Consider the following 21,662-nt stretch of genomic DNA (forward strand, 5'->3'; position numbering starts at 1 on the left):
GCCGGTGCGGGCCGGGTCCGCTCAGCCGGTCACGGCCGGCACCCGCAGCGAGTCTAGGAACTCCGCGTCCAGGTGCGCCCGTTCGCCGTCGCCGCCGATGACCTCCACCGTCCGGCCGTCCAGCTTCGGCTCCTGCGCGCGTGTCTCGACCGTGCACAGCAGCCACAGGCCGTGCGGCGCGTCGGCGGGGCGGCGGGCGGCGTTCTGGAGCCGGACGAGGAAGGCGTGGCCGCCCTCGTCCCAGTAGCGGGCGACCAGGCCGGCGTCGTGGAGGAACAACACGGTGCGCGGCGCGTCGGCGCGGGCGAGGACCGCCTCCTCCACACGCTGCCAGACCACTCGGACGAAGGACGCCAGCCCGGGCTTGATGCCGCCGGGGGCGGAGAGACTGTCGGCGCGCAGGACCTTCCGCCAGTCCTGGCCCTTCTCCGCGGCCAGGGCGCGGAAGGCGGTGAGGAACACGTCCGACAGATCGACCGCCTCGACCGGGAAGGCGGCTGCCACGGTCTCCGCGGCTCCCGCGAACGCGTTCGGTTTCACCGTGAGGGCGAGGAAGCCGCCCCGTTCCGCCACGGCGGTGAGCCGCTCCCGCAGCGGGCCGTGCGGGTCCTCCCGTTCGGCCCGGGTGACCGGGGTGGGCGGCTGGTAGCTGGTGAGGGCACCGGTGGAGCTCCAGGTGCCCGTCGACTCCGGCGCCCTGGGGAAGAACTTCTCCGCCTCGTCGTCGTACACGAGGTCGAAGCGCGCCCCTTCCAGGGCGTCCAGCAGCTCCACGTGGGTGGGTTCGCGGGAGCCCGACACCAGGTCCAGACCCGGGAAGCGGGCACGCAGGCGGGCCACCAGCTCGCCGACGGTGATCCCCCGGTCGCGGCGGACGCCAGCGCCCGCCTGGGAGATGCGCAGCGCCCGCTCCAGGCTCAGGTCACGCGGGTACAGCTCCAGCCGGGGCGTGGCCGCGACGCCGGGGGCCGTCGCGGCGGCCAGGGACACGAGGCGGGTGTCGGCGAGCGGGGCGAACCCGTCAGGTGCGGGCACGGCGCGCAGGATGCGCAGGACCTCGCCGCGGCCGGGCAGCGGGTCCTGCCGTGCCAGCCGTTCGGCGGCCTGGCCGAGGAGCGCCGCGTAGTCCGCCAGCTCCCTCGGGCTGGGGTCGTCCGCACCCGGCAGGGACTCAGCGGCGAGCAGGACCGTCTCGCTCCGCCGGTGCACGGCGAAGCGGGGCTCGTGCGGCCCATCGAGGTCCTCGTCCGGGCGTTCGGTGGTCTCCGCGTCGGCGGCGGCCCGTACGACGGCCAGGGCCCTGGCGAGCGTCCGCTCGGGCGTGTCCGATCCGGCGCCGTGACGGGCCCGGAGTTCGGCCGCGGCCTCGTCGGCGGTCATCACCCGGCCGACGGACTGGAGGATCTCGGTCAGCTCGGTGCGGACCGGGTCCAGCCAGTCCGCCTCCGTCCACCTCCTGATCTCGATGCGGTGATGCCGGGAGACGGAGGTCTGCTTGATGCCCAGGTGGTCGGCGATCCGGGCCTGCACGGGCCAGACACCGAGCGGGGAGAGTCCGCCGTCGTCTGGGGGCAGGCCCAGGGTGAGGCGTACGACGTCGGCTCGGTGGGAGCCCTTGCGGCCCGGCTCGGGGGCGAGGAGCGCGGCCATGTCGTCTATCGACAGGATGCGGGGCTCGCCCTCGCCGGAGGCGGAGTGCTTGCGGCCGGTGTCGTCCGGCGCCTGCCTGCGGGGTGCGTACGGCGCCGCCGGGCGCAGCGCGGTGGCCCACTGCTTGCGGCGCCGGTTGAGTTCCTTGCGGACGAGGGCGCCCGCGCCGCGCGCCTTGGAGATGGCGTACGGCTGGATGTCCAGCAGTTCCCCGACCGTGGTCGCGCCGAGTCCGCCGGCCACCGACACGGCACGCGGGGACAGGCCGGCGGCGTCCAGCGGCGTCGTCAGGTCGGCCGCCGCAGCGGCCCGGTCGCGGGCTTCCTCCGGGTCGTCGGATGCGGTACCCACGGTGGAGGGGGTTGTGGCGGGGGCGGTCGCGTCGGCCGCCCGGAACACCTCCCGCCAGGCGTCCCACATCTGCCGCAGCGTGTCGAAACGCTGCTCGGTGTCGCGGTGCAGCGCGCGCTGGAAGAAAGCGGTCAGTCCATCGCGCAGCGCGGGCTCGAACAGCTCAGTGGCGACGTGGAGTTCGGCCGACTCGTTGGTCAGCGGGTCGAGCTGTCCCTCGCCCCACAGCGGGCGCTCGCCGCTCGCCATCTCGTGGAGGGTGACGGCGGCGGCGTACCGCTCCGCGTGATCGTCGTAGTGGGCGCGGCGCATCGAGCCGAGGAACGGGTCGAGGTAGCCGCGTGTGCCCGCCTTCACGTCCCGGTCGGAGGCGTCCGTCAGGGAGAAGTCGAACAGCTTGAGCTGCCAGGTGCGGTCCTTGCGGCGCTGGATGCCGAAGTTGTCCGGTTTGATGTCGCGGTGGCGGACGCCCTGCGCGGCGAGCTGGTCCAGCGCGTGGAACAGGTCGTCCGCGAAGCGCTCCAGCTCGTGATAGGTGAGTCGGCCCTTGCCGCGCAGCCGCTCGCCGAGCGACTGCTCACCGGCGTACTCCAGCTCCAGGACGGTCCGCCCGCCGAGCTCCCGCAGCCCTTCGCCGCGCAGCTGGACGACGGAGCCGCCGCCGACCTTGCGGAGCGCCCGCTCCTCGGCGCGCAGCCGCCCCGCCTTCTCCTCGTCCAGGGCGACCTTGAAGACGTGCTCGTCGATCTGGGTGCGGCCGTCCTCGTCCTCGGTGGCCCGCTCCACGAGCAGGGCGCGGGCGGTGGCGCCGGTGCCGAGGACCCGGCGTACCGTCCACTCGGCGTCCAGCGACTGGCCTGGCGCCGCTTCGAGCGGGTCGACGCAGGCCGCCGCCGGTGAGTCGGGGAGGATACTGGCGCGTTCCGCCTCGTCCAGCAGGTCCAGGAACGCCTCGGCCGAGCCGAGCCGCTCGTTGACGTCGGCGCGGGTCGCCCGGAAGACCAGGTCGTCGAGAACGTCGGGCAGACCGTCGGTCACCGCGAACAGGCGCAGGCCGCCGTCACTGCGGAGCCGTTCGGCCAGGTCGCTGCGCTGGGTGGCCGGCGGGCGGCTGCTCAGGATCAGGTAGGCGACCGCACCGAGACCGAAGATGTCCAGGTCGGCGGGGTCGGCGTACGGCTGGTCCGACTCGGGGGCGAGATAGATGCGGGCCGCGTCCTCGATCAGGGCGGCGTCGAGGGCGGAGCCGCCGATGGAACGGAAGAAGGTGGCGTTGCTGTCGAAGTCCCGCGCCGCTGTCTGCCAGTCGGTGATCCGCAGTTCGGGAGCCGCCCCGTCGGCCCGGAACGACACATAGACGGAGCGGGCCGCGAGCGCCCGGTGGTAGAGGGAGCGGTTGTGCGCGTAGCGGACCGCCTCGGCGAGCTGCCGGACGAGGTCCAGGCGGATCTCGGGCGTGAGCCTGCCGCCGTAGGTGTCCAGGTACTGGTTGAGGCGGAGATCGCCGTGCCGGTGGCGGAAGAGGATCGCCGGTCCGCCCTGGTGCTCGCGGAAATCGAGCGCGTCGACGATGCCGCGATGGGTGATGCCCTGCAGCACCTGGTACTCGCGGCGCGCGGCGCGCTCGGTGGCCCGGCGGGCCGCTTCCGTCGCCTTCTGGCTCACCAGGTAGATGCGGACCCGGCCCTCCTCCTGGACGAGGCCGTCGTCCCGGACGGCCAGCCGGTCCTCCCAGGAGGGACCGGCGTCCAGCGGATGCGGCTCCATCTTCCAGGCGTCGCCGAAGCGGAGGTGGGCGGTGGACTGGCGGATCCCGATCGTCTTGAGCAGCTGCGGCAGGGTGTGCCGCGAGAACTCCGGCGTGATACGCCGGTCGGGACGGTCGGGGGGCAAGCCGAGGAAGTCCTGCCAGATCCGCTTCAGGCCGCTGCCGCCGTCGTCCCGCCCGTAGACCTTGATCTGCTGGACTTCGTCCAGGTGGCTTTCCAGGTCGGGCGACGACAGGAGCACGGCGGGCTCGACGCGCGGGACCACTCGCTCGGACAGGCCCAGCTTGCGGGCCGCCCACTGGAGCTGGCTCTTCAGCTCCTTCGACTTCAGGTCGGTCAGGTGCAGCGGGTTGTTGATGGTCCGCATGCGGTCGGATCCCTGGAAGTTCCAGGTCGACCCGGTGTTGCGGAGCTGCCCGGGATGCCCCTTGATCTCGATGAGGAAGAGTCCGGCGGGGACGGCGACCAGCAGATCGCACTCGTTGACGCGGCCGGACATCGCGGTGAAGGAGAACGTGGCCCAGGCACGGAACGGCTCGGCCTGCGGCATGAGCCCCCGCACATGGTCCAGCGCGTCCTGCTCCCACGGGTATGGCGAGGGACGGTCCTGGAACCACTGCCGGGCGGGGCGCGGCGGGCCCGGCTTGGGTACGCCAGGCTTCGATGCCGACGTGCCTGACTGAGCTGTCACCGTCCGGCCTCCCCAGGCTTTCCTCACGGACACGATGCGAAAGTGCCTGGTCGAGCCTATCGCGAGAGAGAGCGGCCGAAAGCGGTTTGTGGACGGGGGCAGAGCCCTTGGCCGCGCAAGGGGGAGCAGGGCCCTGGCCGGGGGGAGCCGGGGCATTTTCAGCCACCCGCCGGTAGCAGCCGGACGCGCCGCGTAATCTCGCAAACATGGAGCCACCCGCATCCGGGGCCGCGCGGGACGCCGTACCGCGGGATCAGGCCGCGCAGAACGCCCCTAGCGAAGCACGCCGCCGGCTGGACGCCTACTCCTACCTCAGCGCCCCCGAGCGGCTGGAGCACCTGGCGATCATGCGGGTCTTCTGCGGGACCCTGCTGGCCGACCTGGCTGTCCCGGACGTCCTGGCGAAGCTGCGGCAGGCCGGGGACCCTGCCGCCGGGCTCGACGCCGACACCCTCACCGTCCGGCTGGAGCAGCTGGTGAAGTGGGGCAACCTGCTGCGCAGCAGCCACACGGTCAAGGCGTCCAGCATCAGCGAGTACCAGCGGTCCCGGGCCCGCTATCAGCTGTCGAAGTTGGGCGAGCGCATCCAGCGGGACGCCGATGGCGTCCTGGCCGAGGCGGACGCCGCCCGGGAGGTGAGCAACGAGCTGCTCGCCCTGGTCGAGCGCGGGCTCAGGGAGCTGGCCGAGCTCGTGACCGCGCCCGGCGGCATCGAACCGCAGGACGGGCTGGAGCGGGTCAGCACGCTGTTCGTGCAGTTCACCGACTTCGCGGATTCCATCCGGGACTTCTACGCCTACCTTGGCCAGGTTCTGGCCCGGTACGACCTGGATAGCGCCGAGTACCAGGGCTTCAAGGAGCTGCTCCTCGACTACGTCGAGGCGATCACTGAAGACGTGGCGTTCCGCGCGCCCCGGATCTCGGCGGCACTGGACACGCTGTGGCCACATGTCCCGGGTCTGCTCGCCCGGCTGGACGCCCATGCCCAGGGCCTCACCGGGCTGTCCCCGCAGGGCGACGGCCGTTTAGAGACGCGGGTGCAGCGCAGCCGTGGGCGTGAGTTCGCTGACTGGGAGGGCCTGCGCGGCTGGTTCAACGACACCGACGGGCAGGGCAGCCAGGTCGATCAACTGCGGGATGCCACTCTGCGCGCGTTGCAGTCGCTGCTCGCCAACGCCAAGCGGATGCTGCGGTCGGCCACCGGGGAGATGTCCCGGCGCAAGGACCTGCTGCGGCTGGCCCGGTGGTTCGAGGAAGCGGCGCCGCAGGACGCGCACGACATCGCCGTCGCCGCCTTCGGGCTGTACGGCGCCCGTCATCTGGGCATACCCCCGGCCACCGACAAGGTGGTGCCCGCCTACACGAGCTGGTGGACCGGGCCGGTGGTTGAAGTGCCGGTGGCCCTGCGGGAAAGGGGCAGCCGCGCCCAGCGTGGCCGGACCGCCACTGTGGAGGACCACTCCGCACAGAAGCAGCGGCTGCGGGAGGCAGCCCGTGAGCGAGCAGCGGCCAGGGCAGCGGCGGCGGACGAACTACGCAGCGCCTCGGGCCACTTCGGCGAGGTGCGCCTCACCTCGGCTGCGCTCGATCTGCTTCTGGAGCTGCTGGCCACCGCACTCGGGAATGCGCAGTTGAGGCGTCGCGCCGGAGCGGGCGCGACGGAATTCGACCTCGACCAGGCACACAGCGAGGACGCCGAGCTGGGCATCCGGCTCACCGTGCGACGCACGGCGGGCGCCCGGTGCGTCTTGCACTCGGTCGACGGCAACCTGCTGCTGGACAACCTAGAGCTGGACGTCGGCCGCACCTCCTCCGACGCGGCCGACGGCGATGCGGAGGTGAACGTCTCATGACCCTCCCTTCGACACACGACGTGGCCTTAGCCGCCGAGCGCCGCAGCGCCGCCCGGCTGCTGCTCGCACATCCGCTGGTCACCTCGGACGGCCCGCACGCCGACCTCTTCCCGCTGATCCGCAGGCATGCCGACTGGCTGGGCAAGCGGTTCCAGCAGGTGCTCGGCTACCGCCTGCTGATCGACAGCTCCTACGCCCGGCTCTTCAAGGCGGGCCTGGGAGCAGGCGCGGGCCGCCGGCTGGAGCGCTCCACCGGCACCCCCTTCACCCCGCACACCTACGCCTGTCTCGCGCTGGCCCTGTCCGTGCTGGTGACCGCACCCGAACAACTGCTGCTGTCGCAGCTGGTGGCCGACATCAGGGCCGCCGCGGCCGACGCGGAGATCGAGCTGGACGAGACGGGTAGGGCTGCCGGGAAACGGACCTTGGTAGCAGCTCTGCGCCTGCTGGTCGGGTGGGGCGTCCTCATCGAGACCGAGGGCCATGTGGCCGCTCTTGCACAGGATGCGGGCGGAGAGGCTCTGATCACAGTGGACCGCGAGCTGGCCCGTGTCGTCGTAGCCGGCCCACTCGCCCAGGCCCGTGATGGCGCCGACCTGGTCCGGCGGGCAGCGGACCCGGGGTTCGGCGGACCTCGCACCTATGTGCGCCGGATGCTCGTCGAGACACCCGTCGTCTACCTTGACGAGCTGACCGACGCCGAACGCGACTGGTTGCGCACCCGGCAGCGCCGCGAAGCGCAGGCGTTCTCCGAACTTCTGGGCCTGGAGATGGAGATCCGCGCCGAGGGAGTGGCGCTGGTGGATCCAGAGGACGAGCTGACGGACCTGCACCTGCCCGGCACCGGGACGGTCGCGCAGGCCGCGCTCCTGCTGGTGGAACGGCTCGTGGAGCGCCTTCGGCCGCGGGAGCCCGGCCACCCGGCGACCGGAGGGACGCTCGTCATCGGCGTGGCTGTTCCGGACAGCCTGGTGGACGAGTTGCTGGCCGAACTGGTCGCTGAGTACGGACAGCGCAGCAACTGGCAGCGTGACTACCTGGAAGACATCCGCGCCCTGCGGGAGGCCGTGCTGGACCTGCTGGCCCGCATGCGGCTGATGGCCCGGACTGGCCGGCTGCGTGCCGAGGGCTATGGCCTGCCGGAGGGGTACGCCGATGAGGCACCGGAGGGGCGCACCGTGACCGATGTCCGCGGGGTACGTCCCGGCGGTGACGGCTGGGTGCTGCTGGCCGCGGCGGCGCGCTACGCCACCCACGTGACCGTGAGCCCGGCCACCGCAGTCGGCAAGGGCACGGATGTTCAAGAGGAGTTGCCGTTGTGACCACCGATGCGCGTGGCCTCGTCCCGCTGCCGCGTTCCGGCCCCACGACCACCGCCGGCACCCGCTTCCGGCTGCACCGGGCGGGCATCCAGAATGTGTGGCAGTACGACGAGCAGGAGTTCGCCTTCGGTGACGGACGGTTGCTCCTGCGTGGCAAGAACGGCGCGGGCAAGTCCAAGGCCCTGGAAATGCTGCTCCCGTATCTGCTGGACGGCGACTCACGGGCGCTGGACGCGACGGGCACCGGCAGGACCACTCTCGCCTGGCTGATGCTGGACGGGTTCGAGCAGACCAACCGTCTCGGCTACCTGTGGGTGGAGTTCCAGGGCACGACCGACGGCGGCGACCATCGCCACCTCACCCTCGGCGCCGCCATCCGCGCCTCGAAGTCGACGCAGAAGGCGCTGCCGACGTTCTTCGTCACGCCGCTGCGCGTCGGTGAGGACCTGCACCTAGTCGAGAGCGGAAGGCCCCTGCCGGTCGACCGGCTCAAGGAGATCGTCGGCTCCGACAACGTCACTGACCGCGCGGTCGTCCACCGCTCGCGGGTGGCCCGGGAACTGTTCGGCATCACCGACGCGACCCGCTACCGCAACCTCACCCAGCTCCTCCACCGGCTGCGGCGGCCCACCGTCGGGGACCGTATCGAGCATGGAGGACTCGCCTCCCTGCTGAGCGAGACCCTGCCGGGACTCGACGAGGACGTGGTCGAGAAGGTCGCGCGCAACCTCCACGACCTCGACGCCGTACGCGACGAACTCGGCCGCCTGGAGCGCACCGATACGGCGTTGCGCACCTTCCTCACCAGTTACCGCGGCTACCTGTCCGGTGTCCTGCGCACCTCCGCGCAGGCGGTGAGCCGGGAGCTGGAGATCCTCGCGCAGCGACGCCGGGCGACCGGAGACGCCGCACAGCGGACCAGCGAGCTGAGGACACAGGAGGAGGAGTCAGAAGCCCGGCTGGAGGCTCTGCGCGAAGAGGAAGAAGCCGCCCGGACCGACCTCGCCGCCCTGCATGCCAGCCACGCCTATCGCAGCCTGCGCGAGCTGTCGGAACGCCGCACCACGGTCGAGGCGCTGCACACCGCCGCCGTGGCTGCCTTCACTGCGCTCAGCAACGCACACGGCGCAGAGGAGGGTGCGGCCGAGCGCCTGTCCGACGGTGTCGACCACCTCGGGAGCCGGCTCGCCGAACTGGGCACTGAACACCGGGAACTGCTGACGCAGGCGGAGAAGGCCGGACTTCCCACCGGCCATCTCGGCGAGGCAGTCGCCCTGCCCCGCACGGTTCGCTCCCAGGCCGGCGAGACGGAGCTGACCGCTCCGGACGGGGAGACGCACATCGTGCAGCACCGGTCGGCCGTCCGTGTGGACACGGCGGCGGTGCAGGACGGACTGCGGTCATGGCAGGGGCAGCTGGAGGACGCCGAGACGGTCGTGAAGAACCGGACCCGGATGGTCCAGGAGGTGACGCGTCTCACCGCGCAGGCCGAGAAGGCCCGAAGCCGGGCGGAGCAGGCCGACACCGAGCGGGAACGGTGGGAGGGCGAGGCGGAAGAGGCCGCCGGCCGTCTCGACGCCGGCCGCGAGAAGGTCGCCGAGGAGAGCGGTGCCTATGCCCGCCAGGTCGCCGAGTGGGTCACCCGCACGCGAGCCGCCGTCGGGTCCGACTGCCTGCCGCTGGATGCCGTCCACGTAGTGGTTGCCTTCGAGAGCTCCGCCGACGCCGCGTTCGCGGACCGCACGCTCCCGCCCGACACCGACAGCCAGGCGTGGCAGGCCGCCCATGCCGCACTGGATCCGTACAGCGAGGAACTCACCAGCCGCCGCGACGCCCTCGCACTCACCGTCGGCCGGCTCGATGAGGAAGTCGGGCACCTGGCGCGTCAGAAGCGTGACTGGGAGCGACGTACGGATCCCGAGCCGCCGGTCCCCCACCACCGCGTCGCCGAAAGGACACCTGGCACCGGAGCGCCCTTCTACCGGCTGGTGGACTTCGTGGATGATCTGAGCCACGCGCATCGAGCCGGTCTGGAAGCAGCGCTGGAAGCCAGCGGAATCCTGGACGCGTGGGTCGGTGCAGACGGCGCCCTTGTCGATCCCGGCACTCGTGACACTCTGCTCCGTCCAGGCCCCGCGCTGCCGGATGGGGCGACCCTCGCCTCGGCCTTGCGCCCAGCGCCGCAACCGGGGTGTGGAGTCACGTCCGAGCAGGTGGAACACCTGCTGGCCACTATCGCGCTCGCACCGGCCGAGGAAACGACCGCTCATGACGCGGTGGACTACAACGGAAGCTGGCGTCTGGGCATCCTCAGCGGCCGGCACCACAAGAGTGACGCCGAGTATGTGGGAGCTGCTGTACGCGCCGAGACCCGACGGCGCATCCTGGCCGAGCTGGAACAGCGGCTCACGCAGACGGAGCAGCGGCTGGCTGACGCCCGTCACGAACTCACCGAGGCCGACGCCCGGCGTCGGGCTCTCAGGCTCGCGGAACAGAACTTCCCCCGGGCACGCGGTCTCGCCGACGCCTGGAGCAGAACCGAGTCGGACGAGAGGAGACTGCGTGACCTGACCGCCAAGGCCACCAGCGCGGCACGGCTGGCCGAGGAGGCCCGCGCCCTCGCCGTAGCCGCACGCACCGAGGCGGACGCCACCGCCACCGCTCATGACCTGCCTAGCGACCCCGCCGAGCTGGAACGCGTGCGCACCGCGCTGGCTGCCCTTCTCACCGGCATCGGACATCTTCGCCGAGCGATCGGCAGCACGAGCGAGCGGCTCGGCACCCATCACGCCGATGCCGAGCGATACGAACGCGCCCGTACAGAACGCCTGGCTGCGGAGGAGAACTACCGGCTTCGCCTCACCGGGCTGCATACCGCGCAACAGGACCTGCGCACCCGCGAGGAGGCCATCGGGGCGACCGAAGAAGAGATCCTCACCCGCGAGCAGGAAACCAGACAGCGCATCGCGCACGCCGCCCAGGCCCTTCCGGCGGCACAGCGGGCCCGCGACGACCTTCATGACCGGCGCGTGCGTGCAGAAGAGGAGGAGAAGCGTCTGCGCGAGAACCTGGCCGCGCAGGAGACGGCGGTCATCGCAACCGGCAGCGCACTTCGCGGCGCACTCGGCCGGCCGGAGGTGATGCGCGGCGCCGGGCTGGACCGATCCTCACTGCCCGAGGACGTGGCGGACGATCCCGGCTCGGGCGTCCGCAGCCGTCTGCGGGCACTGCGGACACTGGCCGACGCCGTGGAACAGGCCCTCGGCCGTCCGAAGGGCGAGGTCTCGGACAGCACCCTGCTCAACCGGCACACTGAACTGCGCGACCAGCTGGCCGGCGGTTACGACGCGCAACTGGAGGAACGCGACGGGATCAAGGTGTGCCGCCTGATCGACGACCACGGCTCCCACGACGTCGCGGCCGTGGGCGAGCGGATCGCCGTCCAGGCGGCAGAGGCCCGAGGACGGCTCACCGAGCGCGAACGTGAGGTGTTCCAGCGGTTCCTGACCGGCGAGCTCGGCGACCATCTCTCGGCCCAGGTCATCACCGCGGCGAACCTGGTCGCGGCTCTCAACGACACCCTGCGGACCGTACGCACCTCCCACGGTCTCGGCGTGGAACTGCTGTGGAAGCTGGACGAGGACGTCGACGCGGACGTGCGGGCGGCTGTCGAGCTGCTGCGCAGTCCGTCAAGCCTGCGCACGCGTGAGCAGACCGAGCAGCTCCGCGAGGTGCTGCAACGCCGGATCGAGGATGCCCGACGGGCCGATCCCTCAGCCGGTTACGCCGCTCATCTGCGAATCGCGCTCGACTACCGCGACTGGTTCCACTTTCACACCTTCGTGGTCGAGGACGCCGCCCCGGGACGCAGGCGGAAACTGACCGGCCGCACCGGGCTCAGCCAGGGCGAGCAGCGAGTGCTCTCCTACCTCGTTCTCTTCGCCGCGGCCGCTGCCCACTTCACCAGCCTCGCCGAGTCCGCACCCCACGCCCCCCGGCTGATCCTCCTGGACGACGCCTTCGCCAAGGTCGACGAACCTACCCACGGGCGGCTGGGACGCATCCTCGTCGACCTCGATCTCGACTTCGTCCTCACCAGCGAACGGCTCATGGGCAACTGGCCGGAGGTGCCGTCCCTGCACATCTACGAGTGCCTCCGCGATCCCCATGTGCGCGGGGTGGCCACCCTGCACTACACCTGGAACGGCCGGCACCGGCGCCTGGTGCCCGTATGAGCAAGCTGCCCGCGGCGACACAGGACTGGCTGGCCGGTCCCGGGCTGACCAGGCTCTGGGAAGCCGTACGCAAGCGCCTGGAAAGCAACGGCGTGCAGGCCACCGGCTCCCTCCGGCTGACCTCGCTGAGCACCCAGGAACGCAACGACCTGTCGCTCCTGCTGGGCAAACCCGTCACGGGTGCTGCCGTAACTGTGCGACTCGACGGCCTCGACACGCGGCTGCGCGCCTCGGCGGCCGGACTCGGACTCAGAGAGGTGCTGGAGGAACTGGGCCCCCCGCTCATCGACCGCCGTGCCGTCCGCGCGGGTACCGCGGCACGGCGCGAGCACGTCTGGTCGTCGCTCGCCTCGGCGCTGGACGCCTCTCCGCTCGCCGGACAGGACTGGACCGGGCAGTGGTACGACCTGCTGCGCCGCACCGGCGTACCGAGAGGAGTGACACCCGAAACGGCGGTACGCACGCTTCAGCAGGCAGTGCAGGTCCTCACCGTACTGCTCGGCCCGGAACGGGGTGGCACCCGAGGCCGAGGAGAACTCGCCGCCCTGGCGACCGGGTCCGCACACGGCCTGGACGACGGCACCTGGCTCGCACGTCTCGTCCAACGCGGCATTGCCCTCGCCCACAGCACCGAGTTCCCCGGCGACGCGGCCGGTCGGCGCGCACTCTGGCGGCTGGTGTCCGTCACACCGGACGAGGTCTCCAGCACAGTGCTGACCTACGGGCTGCGGCCCATCGGCGGGGGCTGGCGGGAGCAGGCTCTGAGGCAGCGAGCCGACCATCACGCCGAAGCCCACCTCACCTCCCGGGACCTGCACGACCTGCAACTGCAACTGCCTGCCGGAACAGTGATCCACATCTGTGAGAACCCACGCGTGGTGGAGGCTGCGGCGGACGCTGCCGGTGTCCACGCCCTGGTGTGCACCTCCGGCAGCGCCGCCACGGTGGTCCTCACACTCCTCGACGCCCTCGCCGCCACCGATTGCCGTTTCGCGTATCACGGGGATTTCGACTGGCCGGGCATCGCTCTAGCGAACCGGATCATCCGCCGCTACGGAGCCCGGCCATGGCGCATGGGCGCCGAGGACTACGAGCACCTGGCCGCTCGCAGCCAGGCCGATGGAATCCCTCAGCTGCCGCTCGACGGGCAGCCCGTCAGCGCGGCCTGGGACCCGGGTCTCGCCCCCGCGATGACCGCTCTCGGGGTCGCGCTCCATGAGGAGGTCACCCTCGACCTTCTGGTGAACGACTTGTCGGGTCTGGCGTAAGGACACCCTGGACACGCGACAAATGCTCAGGGTAGGAGTGCCGGTGCTGGGAGCCATCTGGGAGCCAACCCGCTCCCCGAGCCCCTTCCCGGCCGCGCGACACCAACCGAGTCCACTGCTCCGACCTGCGGAGATGCCATCAAGGCTGGCAGTCTCCCCAACCGAACCTCATTCGGGACGAAGAGGTCGTGGGTTCAAATCCCGCCACCCCGACAGAGAAACACCAGGTCAGGCCCGGTGCTGAGAAATCAGCACCGGGCCTGGTTCGCTTTGTGTCCCTGATGTGGGAGCCATCGGGGAGCCGACTCCTGGAACCGGCTCCCAGGGCCCGTCTGTGACGAGCGCGCAGGAGCGTGCGGTCAGAGCCAGTCCCAGTGCTTGAAAGCGAAGTACAGCGTCAGAGAGGCAACGACGATGACGACGCTGGAAACGATGAAACCCCACTGGTGTGCGAAGCCGGGGCAGGGAAGGTTCTGTCCGTAGAAGCCGGTGATCGCCGTGGGCACGGCGGTGATCGCGGCCCAGCTCGTCACCTTCTTCGTGATCAGGTTCATCCGGCTCGCCTGCACCGACAAGTTGGTCCCCATCACCGGGGCCACCCGGTCGCGCAGCGACTCCGTCCACTCGCCGGCACGCAACACGTGGTCGTACACGTCTCGGTAGTACGGCAGCAAGGGGCCGTCGACGACGTCGAGGTCGGGGCGCATGAGGGCGTTGACGACCTCCCGCACGGGCAGGACCACGCGGCGGAACCGGACCGTCCTCGGGCTCGTGGTGTTCCTCGCCGCTCCGGGGCCCTCCACGGGGACCGTGTGTGCCTGGTGGGTGCCGGCGGTGTCGATGAGGATCTGTACGGCATCGGTGACGTCGTCAGCCCGGACAGCCCTGGCCATCGCGGCACGGGCGGCCTCGACTGTCGCGTGCGGCGGGACCACGAGAAGAGAGAAGTGGTCCTGGTCGCCCCCAGTGATCAGGACGGTGCCGTCACCCAACGGAAAGGAGTCGATACGGACGACCTGGTCGCCGATCACCAGGCGCGTGGGAAGTTCATCCCAAGCGGTGGCGTCCAGACCGACGCGCGTGATGGGGCCGAGGTGCCCGGTCAGCGCGTGGACGGGGCCGGGCAGCTCAGCACCGATGTCGCGGGAACCGGGAACGCGGCCGCCACGCACCGTCGAGGTTGCCTTCCCGGGATCGTGTCGTCTCCAGCCGCAGAAGGACCGTCCCGGGTTTCGCGGCCCGATGGATCGCGTCCGGCAGGAGCCCGGGGGCACGAGGGGCGTCGGATTCGATCATGATGTGTCCGCCTGTCCGCGGGATTCGGTACCGCCGCCGACCGCGGGACCTCGTCCTCCCACCGTGAGCCGTGCTTCGCCGCAGCAACCGCGCCGACGGTCCCGGGCCTCGTTGCCCATCAGTGCAATGCCTGTTCACGCACATGTCCCGGGACCTCCGCAGCGGCGTAGAGTGAAAGCACCGGGAGTACTTCGCACACCGGCCGCCACGCCGGTGCCGTTCTCGGCGAGCAACAACACCGGCCTCCGCGAGGAGGCTCGGGGACAGGTCCGCGTCATGACCGCGACCATCGAACCCACGATCATTCAAGAGCGACTGCTGTCGGCGCCGGCCCGGCTGTCCCTGGCGCCGGCCGGCTCGGTTCCAGGTCTCCTGGACGGTGCCTGGTGGCCCCGCTCCCGTGATCTCCTCCGCGAGATCCCCACTCTGACGGACGCGCTGGACGCGTGCTGGGGCCGGATCACCCACGTCACCGTGAACCCGACCCACTGGCCCGTCATCCCGCGCAAGGTCCCCGTCACGGGGCACACGGTGCGTGTCGGCTGGTTCGCCGCCGAGCAGGACCCGAACAAAGTGATCCTCCTGTCCTACGCGGTGGGCCGCCTGGACCTGCTGGTGATCCCTCCGCAGACGGACCCGGCCGCCGCCGCCCGGCTGATGGCAGCGGCAACCGTTCCGAGAGGTATCCGCACCGCCGGCGGTCTGATGGCCGACGAGGCCATCAGCCACGACGCGACAGGTACTCAGATCCGGGAAGAGGAAGGGGAGACCGACGGTGGAGCCGCTTCGACGGCAGGAGCCGCGACCGGGGTCCTCCGTTCCGCCCTGAGGGGATGAAGACGTGGAAACGGCCGTCACCGTTGCCGTGATCCTCTTCGTGATCGTCGCGGGCATGTTCCTGATCCACCGGCTCAACGTGCAGCACGCCGAGAGGATCGGGGCGTTCCGCTACAGCGATGCCCTGCCGGGAATCCGTCAGCGGACCCGTAAGGGCCCGGGCGCCACCGTGTCGAACGGCCCTCCGGCCGACACCACACGTCGTGAGCACCGACAGGGGGGCCGCTGATGCCGCAGACCTGCTTCCAGTCGGGGTGGGTGTGAGGCGACGGCCGTCACGCCCATCGGCACGTCGCCCCCGCTGCACGACTTCCTGCAGGAGCAAGGGACACCGTGAAGTCACCGGAACCGCCGTCAGCCGGGCACGCGGAGGTCCGTGTCGTCGCCGCGGACCCGGAGGCGGCTCGCCAGGTCACGGAGGTTCTCCGGCGTTGTTTCGCCACCACCGGGGCGCGCGGCTACCCCGCATCCACCGACGGCGGAACACGCCTCCACCTCACCGTGGACACCACGCGCATGGCGGAGGCGGTGCGTACCTGGCTGTTGACCAGCCAGTCCTCCCGGGACGGTCACCCACACCCGGACGAAATCCGGGAGACGGGCCTCGGTGGGAGAAGGACGCTGCCCCAGACGTACGGGTTTCCGTCGGTGCCGCACGAGAGGCGGCGACCGGAGGAACCCCAGGCACTGGAACGGCGGGCCGGCAAGCCCGTGGGCGAAGCCGGTGCGCCGGTCGCGGGCGCAGGAGGAGTTGCGGCCCGGACAGCATGATGTGCGGCCAAGCATCACTACGATCACGGTCATGGATTGGCTGGAGCGTGCCGCGAAGCTGAGGCAGTGGAGTCGGGATGGTGCGCGGGCGCCGCACAAGCCGTTGCTGCTGCTGTACGCGCTGGGCCGTTTTCAGGCGGATGCCGCGGACGAGCTGCCGTACAGCGCGGTGGAGTCGGATCTGAAGAAACTGCTGGTGGAGTACGGTCCGCCGCGCGGGACCACGCCCGCCTACCCCTTCCACCATCTGGTCAGCGACGGGGTGTGGGAAGTGCGGACCGAGCACGGCGCTGGCAGCCCGGGCACCGGGGTGCGGGAACTACGGGCCAGCCGGGCCACCGGGCGGCTGGCGCCGGACCTTCAGGTGGCGCTCCGGCGGGAACCGTCGCTGTTGGGCCGCATGGCAAGGGTGCTGCTGGATCTGCACTTCCCGGCGTCGCTGCACCAGGACCTGTGCGACGCGGTGGGCCTGGAACCGGAACTGGCGGAGACCAACGCTCCGGCAGCGCCCGAGAGGCGGCAGCGGGACCGCCGGATGCGGGAGGTGGTGCTGACCGCGTACGAGTACCAGTGCGCCTTCTGCGGTTACGACGGCATGATCGGCACGGCGCCCGTGGGGTTGGAGGCGGCACACGTGCGCTGGTGGGCGTTCGACGGCCCGGACGACGTCGACAACGGACTGTGCCTGTGCTCGCTGCACCACAAACTCCTCGACAAGGGCGTCCTCGGCATAGGTGACGGCCACCGCATCCTGGTCTCGCAGCGATTCACCGGTCGCAGCCAGATTGCCCGCGAGCATGTGACGGCGCTCGCGGGCCGTCCGCTCATAGGCCCCCAACCCGGCATCCCGCCCATTGCGGCAGCCCACCGCTCCTGGCACACCAGCCAGGTCTTCCACGGCAGCCCCCGCCCGACGGCCGCCTGACCCGGTGTTCAGCGCGGGACGTCAAGGGCGGGGTGCACCTAGCAGCCCCGATCGCTCCTCATGTTGCTTCAAACGCGCGTGCGTGATCCGGTCCGTCGCCCCGGGCAACGCTCCACCTCCCGCCCCGTCGAGGTGCAGGAGGCCACGCACGTGTGGAAAGGGCCTCGGCCGGAAAACGGTCGAGGCCCCCCACCGCATCGCGTGCACCCCCGTCACCGGCTGTTTCACCGCTTCACGGCGCGCTGGTTCTCGACGAGGCGGTGCTCAGGCGTCCCATCGGTGGCCAGGTGGTGATGCGTGAGCAGTTGGCGCGGCTGCTGAGGACCACGGAGGAGCCGCACACCACCGTGCAGGTACTGCCGTTCCACCAGGGCGAGCACGATGTCATGGGCGGCTCGCTCACGGTGCTCACCATGCCGGACGGCTCGGAGACCGCTTACACGGAGGGCGCGCACTACGGCCAACTCATCGAGGATCCGGACGAGGTGGGGAGTTTCGCGCTGACCTACGATCGGCTGCGGGCGGCAGCCCTGCCCCCGCTCATGCCGCTCGACGTGATCCGATCCGTGATGGAGGACAACCACCGTGGAGCGAAGGTCCCGTCCCGATCCGACCGGCGCCGCCTGACGCAAGAGCAGTTACAGCAATCAGGAGGGGGGCGACTGCGCGGAGGTGGCCGACGGGTTCCGAGGGGCCGTCGTCCCCGTCCGTGACAGCAAGGTCCCGCACGGTCCGGCGCTGTGCTTCGAAGCCGCCGTCTGGGCCGCCTTCATAGGCGGGTTGAAGGCCGGGCACCACCGTCCCTGAAGCGGCCGGACGCCGGCCCCCGGCCGTCTTCCGGGCGCACCGGGTCCTTGTCCGCGAGGACCCGGCGAGCCGCTGACCTCCTGAAAGAACCGGGGGACAGAACCACCCGCCCACCCACCCTCCCCCGCGAGGAAGCCTGCGCCACCCGTCCGGGTGACCGGCTTGCAGGTCCGGGACGCGGACGGTTACGTTCGCCGCGACAACCGCACACAGACGACGGCCCCCGGCCGGGACTGGCATCCCGATCGAGGGCCTGACCGATCAGGAAGAACGCACTTCCCGATGGCTGACCCGCAGTCTAACGCGCGCCTGCGCGCCGGCGCCGGAGCTCCGACCTCCGGCGTGATCCACGTCCGCACCCGGCTGAGGCCGACTTCACCGTGATCTCCAACGCCCTCGCCCAGCGGCGCGGCAGCGCGGTCACGGTGGGCGTCGCGGCGTACATCTCCTCCCCGCCCGACGGCTCCCCGTGAGCATCGCCGCCCTGTGCGAGCACTTCAGCGAGGGCGAGATCCTCATCTCACGAGCGCTCAGGGAGCTCGAAGCGGCCGGGTACCTGGAGCGCCGCCGCGAGCGAACGCCCACCGGGCAGGTCCGCACCCGGACGTACTTCCACGACGTTCCCGCGGCGGCGCGGACCCGGACGGCCCGCCGAATCCGCCGAAGCCGCACCGGCCCCGCAAGCCGTCCGCAACCGAGAACGCGACGCCCACCACTGAAGCGGGCCCCGGGGATCTGCGCAGAGCCCGGGACGGTCAGGCCCCCTCCACGAGGTGGTACCCGACTACCGGTGGAAGCTGCTGCGGACGCTGGTCGCGTCCGGCCCGTCTACGAACGCCACGGAACCAGGACGTGTCCGGCGGACCGTGACGACTCCCGTGCGGGACGTGCTGCGCCCCGCGAGGACGGGGCAACCGCCTGACTACGATGTCCCACGCCTGCACAGGGCGGCGGGAGGGGAGACATGGGCGAGAGGACCAATGGTCCGGCTGCCGGAAGGGGAAGCGCCGGGACTTCGCATTCGGCCCTGCGGCACCTTGGCGCCATGCATCTGAGCGGGGCCGTACTCCTGCTCACGTTCTTGGTGCCCCCGTGGTGGATGCTGGACTTCGGCTATGCGACCTCGCCAGGCGATCCCACTGCGGATGCCCCCTTCGCCCTCCTCCTCGCCGTGCCGCTGGCATGCGCGAGTCTCCATGTGACGGTGCAGGTCCCGGCTGGGCTTTTGGGAGCCTGGCTGGGCAGGGGCCGCACGGCACCCGTCAGGTACGGGAGCGCAGTCGTAGCGGCGGGCGCACTGAGTTCGCTCCTCTTCTGGAGCCTGGGGTGGAATGCCGGGGGCAGCGTTTTGCCAGCATGGGCTGACGCGATGGTGCGAGTATCGATTGGTCTGGCCGGGCACATGTGGGTCATGCGGGTGCGGCCCGGATCCGCGCAGCACGACGAGGCACTGTCCTGAGGATCACGGTCTGAGTCATAGGCGGACCGCTGCTGCGGTGACGGTGCCGGGGAAGACGTGGGCCGGTTTGTCGTAACGGGTTGCGACGGCGCGGAAGTTCTTGAGTCGGTTGGTGGTTCGCTCGACCTCGTTGCGACGCCGGCAGCGGTCGCGATCGAAGCCGGTGGGCCTGCCGCCGTACTGCCTTTGCGTCGACGGTTGGCCCGCTGGTCCTCCGGCTTTCGAACTGCCAGGGGGTACCAGGGCCCTCCGGGCCCTCCGGGTCACCGGTGCTGCCGGGTGAAGGTTCCTCCGGGTGCGGGGGGTGGGTCGGGGCGGCGACGCCTCGCCGGTGTGTGGGCGCGGTCCGCGCGAACGGGGCCCGGCTTCAGTTGTTCCAGGTCTCGTCGTACGGGTCGTGCGGGGTGGGTGCCGGTTTCGACGAGGTGACCCTCAGGTACGGGATCGGGCCGTCGTTGACCGGGTCGTGGGTCAGGGCGGGGGTGTAGGTGCCCGTGACCTCCAGCCAGGCGTCCGGGCGCAGGACCGGGGGCAGTGTGCCGGTCAGGGCGATCTTGACGGGCTGGGCGTCCGCCGCGCAGCAGTTGAGGGCCATGCGGACCAGGTACGGGGCGCCGGTGCGGTCCAGGGCGAGGAAGCCGGTGACGCGGACCGGGCGGCCGTGCAGGGAGCGGCCGTGGTCGTAGGCCGCGCGGGAGGCGTAGTCGACCACCGTGAGCGGGACGGGGTCGCCGGCGGGCGGGGGGCCGTAGCCGTACGGCTTCTGCAGGGCCGTGCCGGCGCGCACGGCGCTGTAGGAGCCGAGGGCCGGCGGGGCGACGAGGATGAGGGAGAGGAGGGGGAGCAGCAGGAGCCAGGCGCCCCGGGGTTCGGGGTGGGGGCCGGCGGGCGCGGACCGCGGGTGCGCGTGGGCGGGGCCGGGGGTCCCGGCCGGGGTGCCGGCCGTTGCGGCTTTCCGGGCGGCTTTCCGGGCGCGTCCGCACTCGTACCGTGCCGTCGCCAGGGACGTCGCGATCAGGACCGCGCCCGCCGCCAGGAGCAGGGGACGCAGGCCCGCCTTGACGTAGCGCAGGTACAGGTCGGTGGTGGCCGCGTGCAGGAGGGCCGCTCCCAGGAGGAACAGCACGGCCGCCTGGGCCTGCCGGTTCACAGCAGCACCGTCCCGGTCAGGACCGCGCCCGCGACGGCCAGGGCGAAGGCGGCGGGCGCGAAGCGCAGGGCGAAGCCCCGGCCGAAGGTGCCCGCCTGCATGGCGAAGAGCTTGAGGTCAATCATCGGTCCCACCACCAGGAACACCAGCCTGGCCGTCGGGGAGAACTGGGTGAGGGACGCCGCGACGAAGGCGTCCGCCTCCGAGCAGATCGACAACACCACCGCCAGCACCGCCAGGGCGAGCACCGCGACCACCGGATTGTCCGCGGCCGTCCGCAGCCAACTCGCCGGAGCCACCGCCTTCAGCGTCGCCGCGGCCGTCGCGCCCAGGACCAGGAAGCCGCCCGCGTGCGCCGTGTCGTGCCGGACCGAACCCCAGAACGCCTCCCCCTGGTCTCCCCCTCGTGCGCCGCGTGCCGCGGCGGGCGCAGCCGGTCCGTGCGGCCCAGCCACTGCCACAGCCAGCCCATCGTGCACGCCACCAGCAGGCTCCCGGCGAACCGGGCCAGGACCATCGCGGGGTCGTGGGGGAAGGCGACGGCCGTCGCGGTCAGCACGACCGGGTTGATCGCCGGGGCGGAGAGCAGGAACGCGATCGCCGCGGCCGGGGTGACCCCGCGGCGGACCAGGGCGCCGGCCACCGGTACGGACGCGCACTCGCAGCCCGGCAGCACCGCGCCCGCGAGCCCGGCCACCGGTACCGCCAGCGCCGGGCGGCCGGGCAGCGCGCGGGCGAAGAACGACGGCGGGACGAAGACGGCCAGGGCCGCCGACAGCAGCACGCCCAGCACCAGGAACGGCAGCGCCTGCACGACCACGGCCACGAACACCGTCATCCAGCTCTGCATCACCGGCCCGGCCAGCGCCCCGCGGATCGGCCCCTGCAGCACCACCGGTCCGACCAGCAGCAGAACGAGGAGGAGGGGGGAATCCGGCCGGTGGCCGTCGCGGTCCGCCCGGCCCCGGCTCGCACCGGCCGTGCCGGGGACCGGCCCGCCCGGCAAGGACGGGACGTCCGAGGAGGGTGGGACGGACGGGGAGGGTGGAACGGACGGGGAGGGTGGGACGGACGGGACGGACGCGGAAGAAGGTGGAGGGGACGGGGCGAGCGCGGAGGGTGGAGGGGACGGGGCGGGCGGGGCGCAGGACGCCTCCGGGGGCCTCGGCTTCTCCGGCGGCCGGTGCTCCTCTCCCGTCGAGGGCGCTGTTTCGGTGCTGGACACGAGCCGGGTACCTCCCACGAAGCGGCGACGGCGGGCCTGCCTCCCCCTCAGTA

General features: G+C 71.6%; 11 protein-coding genes and 6 pseudogenes. 11 read left to right on the plus strand and 6 right to left on the minus strand.

All coding sequences use genetic code 11. From position 1 onward, the window contains the following. Nucleotides 1–21: 21 nt before the first annotated feature. Nucleotides 22–4,494 (minus strand): BREX system serine/threonine kinase PglW, encoded by a 4,473-nt coding sequence (gene pglW / locus QQY24_RS14400; RefSeq protein WP_367657998.1) that lies wholly within the window; start codon nucleotides 4,492–4,494, stop codon nucleotides 22–24. A 173-nt stretch (nucleotides 4,495–4,667) separates the two neighbouring features. On the opposite strand from pglW, the gene QQY24_RS14405 reads away from it, so the two are divergent. From QQY24_RS14405 to QQY24_RS14420, 4 genes are read left to right on the plus strand one after another with little or no spacing between them, the layout of a single operon-like run. After that, nucleotides 4,668–6,314, plus strand: coding sequence for a TIGR02677 family protein (locus QQY24_RS14405; protein WP_301973088.1), 1,647 nt, complete (start codon nucleotides 4,668–4,670; stop codon nucleotides 6,312–6,314). After that, a complete protein-coding gene (locus tag QQY24_RS14410; protein ID WP_301973089.1) occupies nucleotides 6,311–7,636 on the plus strand; it encodes a TIGR02678 family protein in 1,326 nt (441 codons plus the stop codon). The genes QQY24_RS14405 and QQY24_RS14410 overlap by 4 nt, the downstream gene beginning before the upstream one ends. Beyond that, nucleotides 7,633–11,871: a TIGR02680 family protein gene (locus tag QQY24_RS14415; protein WP_301973090.1), complete on the plus strand. Its 4,239-nt coding sequence runs from the start codon at nucleotides 7,633–7,635 to the stop codon at nucleotides 11,869–11,871. The genes QQY24_RS14410 and QQY24_RS14415 overlap by 4 nt, the downstream gene beginning before the upstream one ends. Then, complete coding sequence (locus tag QQY24_RS14420; RefSeq protein WP_301973091.1) at nucleotides 11,868–13,139, plus strand: TIGR02679 family protein; 1,272 nt, start codon at nucleotides 11,868–11,870, stop codon at nucleotides 13,137–13,139. The genes QQY24_RS14415 and QQY24_RS14420 overlap by 4 nt, the downstream gene beginning before the upstream one ends. A gap of 359 nt (nucleotides 13,140–13,498) precedes the next feature. On the opposite strand, the gene QQY24_RS14425 is transcribed toward QQY24_RS14420, so the two are convergent. Continuing rightward, nucleotides 13,499–13,846: a CorA family divalent cation transporter gene (locus QQY24_RS14425; RefSeq protein ID WP_301976247.1), complete on the minus strand. Its 348-nt coding sequence runs from the start codon at nucleotides 13,844–13,846 to the stop codon at nucleotides 13,499–13,501. Between the two features lie 126 nt (nucleotides 13,847–13,972). Beyond that, nucleotides 13,973–14,435: pseudogene (locus QQY24_RS14430) on the minus strand (DUF5994 family protein); the annotation flags it as partial. A gap of 276 nt (nucleotides 14,436–14,711) precedes the next feature. On the opposite strand from QQY24_RS14430, the gene QQY24_RS14435 reads away from it, so the two are divergent. The 7 genes and pseudogenes from QQY24_RS14435 to QQY24_RS14465 all read left to right on the plus strand — a co-directional run. After that, nucleotides 14,712–15,272, plus strand: a complete 561-nt coding sequence (locus tag QQY24_RS14435; protein WP_301973092.1) for a DUF5994 family protein — start codon at nucleotides 14,712–14,714, stop codon at nucleotides 15,270–15,272. 4 nt (nucleotides 15,273–15,276) lie between these two features. Next, a complete protein-coding gene (locus QQY24_RS14440; protein WP_301973093.1) occupies nucleotides 15,277–15,501 on the plus strand; it encodes a hypothetical protein in 225 nt (74 codons plus the stop codon). 104 nt (nucleotides 15,502–15,605) lie between these two features. Next, a pseudogene (locus QQY24_RS14445) lies at nucleotides 15,606–15,833 on the plus strand (hypothetical protein); the annotation flags it as partial. A gap of 241 nt (nucleotides 15,834–16,074) precedes the next feature. Beyond that, nucleotides 16,075–16,968: a phosphorothioated DNA-binding restriction endonuclease gene (locus tag QQY24_RS14450; protein WP_301973094.1), complete on the plus strand. Its 894-nt coding sequence runs from the start codon at nucleotides 16,075–16,077 to the stop codon at nucleotides 16,966–16,968. 242 nt (nucleotides 16,969–17,210) lie between these two features. Further along, a pseudogene (locus QQY24_RS14455) lies at nucleotides 17,211–17,681 on the plus strand (DUF5753 domain-containing protein); the annotation flags it as partial. Beyond that, complete coding sequence (locus QQY24_RS14460; protein ID WP_301973095.1) at nucleotides 17,641–17,775, plus strand: DUF397 domain-containing protein; 135 nt, start codon at nucleotides 17,641–17,643, stop codon at nucleotides 17,773–17,775. The pseudogene QQY24_RS14455 and the gene QQY24_RS14460, both read left to right, overlap by 41 nt. A 282-nt stretch (nucleotides 17,776–18,057) precedes the next feature. Next, a pseudogene (locus tag QQY24_RS14465) lies at nucleotides 18,058–18,459 on the plus strand (hypothetical protein); the annotation flags it as partial. Nucleotides 18,460–19,249: 790 nt separating this feature from the next. On the opposite strand, the pseudogene QQY24_RS14470 reads toward QQY24_RS14465, so the two are convergent. From QQY24_RS14470 to QQY24_RS14480, 3 genes and pseudogenes are all read right to left on the minus strand, one after another. Further along, nucleotides 19,250–19,455, minus strand: a pseudogene (locus tag QQY24_RS14470) (IS5/IS1182 family transposase); the annotation flags it as partial. A 146-nt stretch (nucleotides 19,456–19,601) separates the two neighbouring features. Continuing rightward, complete coding sequence (locus QQY24_RS14475; RefSeq protein ID WP_301973096.1) at nucleotides 19,602–20,384, minus strand: TIGR03943 family protein; 783 nt, start codon at nucleotides 20,382–20,384, stop codon at nucleotides 19,602–19,604. Then, nucleotides 20,381–21,390, minus strand: a pseudogene (locus QQY24_RS14480) (permease). Before QQY24_RS14480 ends, QQY24_RS14475 begins: the two are co-directional and overlap by 4 nt. Nucleotides 21,391–21,662 lie beyond the last annotated feature (272 nt).

Source organism: Streptomyces sp. TG1A-8 (assembly GCF_030499535.1).
In the GTDB taxonomy this organism is placed as follows: domain Bacteria; phylum Actinomycetota; class Actinomycetes; order Streptomycetales; family Streptomycetaceae; genus Streptomyces.

What these genes read in the sequence shown, in the direction of transcription:
- QQY24_RS14405 (WP_301973088.1), top strand. Translation starts at nt 4,668, where the DNA reads ATGGAGCCACCCGCATCCGGGGCCGCGCGGGACGCCGTACCGCGGGAT.
- QQY24_RS14410 (WP_301973089.1), top strand. Translation starts at nt 6,311, where the DNA reads ATGACCCTCCCTTCGACACACGACGTGGCCTTAGCCGCCGAGCGCCGC.
- QQY24_RS14420 (WP_301973091.1), top strand. Translation starts at nt 11,868, where the DNA reads ATGAGCAAGCTGCCCGCGGCGACACAGGACTGGCTGGCCGGTCCCGGG.
- QQY24_RS14425 (WP_301976247.1), bottom strand. Translation starts at nt 13,846, where the DNA reads ATGCGCCCCGACCTCGACGTCGTCGACGGCCCCTTGCTGCCGTACTAC.
- QQY24_RS14435 (WP_301973092.1), top strand. Translation starts at nt 14,712, where the DNA reads ATGACCGCGACCATCGAACCCACGATCATTCAAGAGCGACTGCTGTCG.
- QQY24_RS14450 (WP_301973094.1), top strand. Translation starts at nt 16,075, where the DNA reads ATGGATTGGCTGGAGCGTGCCGCGAAGCTGAGGCAGTGGAGTCGGGAT.